We start from the raw sequence: 3,414 nt of genomic DNA, 5'->3' as shown, positions 1-3,414 counted from the left end.
ATACTATACATATTTTATATTGTAGTATTTTTTTATTTATATAAATATTTATATTATAAAAATAATGTATAAATTGTAAATTAAAATTACCTTTGTAAATATATATTGAAATTTACATTTATATAAAATTTTAATCTATATTTACAAAATTAATAGTATTTATTAATTAATAAAATATATTTTCTATTAATTAATAAAAAAAAATACATATAATGAAGTAAAGATTAAAGAAAACAATTTGTTAATAATAGTAAATAATATTGTTTTGCATTTACAGAATGTGAGATAATTCATATGTATTTTAATAAATTCAGTAGTTATGATATAGAAATTTTTATTTTTTAATATATAACTCCTTTAGGGATGAATTTTAATTAAATATCTTATTGCTTAAAGTGTTACTAAAAAAATAAAATTTGGAGGTAACAAACTTGAAGTTCAATAAGGTTTTGTCGTATGTAACGCTTATATTTTTCTTTTTTACGATTTTAGGAAATGTAATTCCTGTAGAGGCATATGCAGATACATTAAATCCTTTTAATGTATCTACAACAATTAATGGTAGTTCTGTAGATAACTTAGGGACATTAAATATTGCAAATGGAAGTACATTAAGTTTAAAATTTGATATACAACCTAGTTATAATGTTCCTGTTAAAGTAGGGGATAAAATTAATATAGAATTACCAAAAGTATTTACAAATATAAATTTAGATACTTCAAATATAAGTAAATTTTTTGACATTGAGAAAAAAGGAAATGAATTAACACTTATAGCTAAACAAGCTGCAACTACTATGTTAAATGCGTTTTTAACTATAGGTGCACAATTAAAAAATGATAAAGAAGATACTACAATTAATGAGCCTTTAAATGTAGATGGTACAACTCATACAATTAAAATACATGTGGAAAAACCATATATACCAACTCCACCTAAGTCTGATTCATCAGATAATAAAGGTGAAACAGGAAATGTTCCACTTCAACATATAATAAAAACTGTTGAAGGAAATAAGAGTATGATTATACCTGATTTAAATGGATCAAATAATACATTAGGATATGAAGTAGAAATAAATACTACAGATATGAATGGAAATATTACTTTTACTGATAAAATGCCAGAAGGATTAAAGTTAAATCCTGATAGCATCATGATATTTTCATTCGATCATGGAATACATAATTTAACAAGTGAATTGGGAAAAACTATAAAATTTAGCGCTGATAATAATAAAATAATTATGAGTGGTTTTAAACCTAATACAATTTATTATTTAGATTATTCAGCAGAAATTCCATTACAATTTGCAAATAGTAAAGAAAATTATAAAATAAGCAATACAGCCTATTTAAATAATTATAATTCTACAGCAGATGTAACTATAAATACTATACCAACTAAAATAACACCAGAGCAGAAAGAGAATATGATTCATAAATGGAGTAATCAAGAGACTTTTAGCAATATTGGAGATAATATCGAATATACCTTAGAGATTAATCCAAGTTTTAATAGGTTACAAAATGCAAAATTGATTGATAAACTTCCAGAAGGATTAGAATTAGATCCTGATATGAGTAAAGTATTTAATTATTCAGTTTCAAATGCTAATGGAAATGCTGCATTTAAGTTAGATATATATGAAATAAATAAAGATGGAAGTATTAAAACAATACAAAGTTTCCAAGATCCTGATGGAACTTTGTATTATAATCTAAAAACTAATACTATAGAAGTTGATTTAGGAAATACAGCAGATAAGTTTATGTTTTGGTATAACACTAATGTTACTAAGCTTCAAGCGAGTATAACTAATAAGGCTACTGTTTCATATAATAATATAAAATCAAGTGCATCAGCTACTTCAACTTATACAAGTTCATCAGGAGCAATACAAGCTTGGAAAACTGTTAATAAGCCTACACTTATTGAAGGAGAAAATCCAAATGTTCAATATCAAATACACGTTAAAGCATATGGATTTTACCCTAAGAATTATATAACTATAAAAGATTCTTTAGCTAAAGGGATTAAGTTAGAAAGTGTGGAAGTTCCAGAAGGATTTACTTATAAAGTTGAAGGAAATACAGTTATTGCAACTAATTCAGGAACATCATTTATTGCTGGACAATCAGCTGTTGTAAAATTGAATTGTTCTTTAGCGGATTTTAAAGGTGGAACGACTATATATAATCAAGCTCAAGTAAATGGATACAATACAAATAAAGTAAATACTAAAAAAGGATATGCATTTACAGCAGTTAAAGAAAATGCAGAAAATAATAATCAAAAATTAGAAGGTGCAGTATATGGGGTATACTCAGCGACTAATAATGAACTTCTTTATGATGTAACGTCAAATGCAAATGGGGAATTGACAGGTCAGATTAAAGAACCAGGTGATTATTATTTAAAAGAAATAAAAGCACCTAAAGGTTATGAATTAAGTAAAGATAAAATACAATTTAAAATAACAAGTGAGGATATAGGTACTACTGTTAATTTAGGAAATATTTATGATAATGAATTAACTTCTAAAATTACAGTTAAAAAGCTTTCAATAGAGACTAATAAAACTCTTAAAGGAGCAGAATTTACAATAACAAACTCTAATGGACAAGTAATAAAAACTATTACTACAGGAGAGAATGGTATTGCAACTGCAGACTTATATCCAGGAACATATACTATTAAAGAGATAAAAGCTCCAATAGGATATGTAAATAGTAATTACACAAAAACTTTCACAGTTGCTTTTGGAGGAGAAGATAATCAAGAGTTTACTGTAAAAGATAGTGAAGTACTAGGAAAATTATTAATAACTAAAATAGGCTCTAATGGAGTAAAACTTAAAGGAGCAGAATTTAAAGTTACAGGACCAAATGGATTTAGTAAAATTGTGACAACAGATAAAAATGGAGTCGCAAATTTAGAAGATCTACAATGGGGAACTTATAATATACAAGAGGTAAAAGCTCCTATTGGATATAAATTAAGTGATAAAATACAATCTGTAATAATAAATTCACAAAATTGTGAAAATACACAGAATATCATTTTTAATGATACTCAAATATTAGGGAAGTTAAATATAACTAAGACAGGGAAAGATGGAGTAAAACTTGCAGGAGCAGAGTTTACAGTAAGTGGACCAAATGGATTTAAGGAAGTTGTAACTACAGATAAAGATGGAGTTGCAAATTTAGATAATTTACAATGGGGAACTTATAAAGTCCAAGAAACAAAGGCACCAGAAGGATATAACTTAAATAATGAAATTCAAACTGTTCAAGTGACAAGTTCAAGTGTTGGACAAGTACAAAGTTTAACATTTAATGACTCACAAGTTTTAGGAAAATTAAATATAAATAAAATTGGTGAAAATGGAATTAAGCTTGCAGGAGCAG

Annotated in this window: 1 protein-coding gene; it reads left to right on the top strand. The window is 25.9% G+C overall.

Going from position 1 to position 3,414, the window contains the following annotated elements; genetic code table 11:
• Positions 1–431: 431 nt before the first annotated feature.
• Positions 432–3,414: MSCRAMM family protein (locus tag CLTHE_RS14975; protein ID WP_278320311.1), on the top strand; the 2,983-nt coding region annotated here is incomplete at its 3' end.

This window comes from Clostridium thermobutyricum DSM 4928 (genome assembly GCF_002050515.1).
Taxonomy (GTDB): domain Bacteria; phylum Bacillota; class Clostridia; order Clostridiales; family Clostridiaceae; genus Clostridium; species Clostridium thermobutyricum.
The sequence above is the reverse complement of the archived record's forward strand: the minus strand, read 5'-3'. Positions and strand labels throughout refer to the sequence as shown.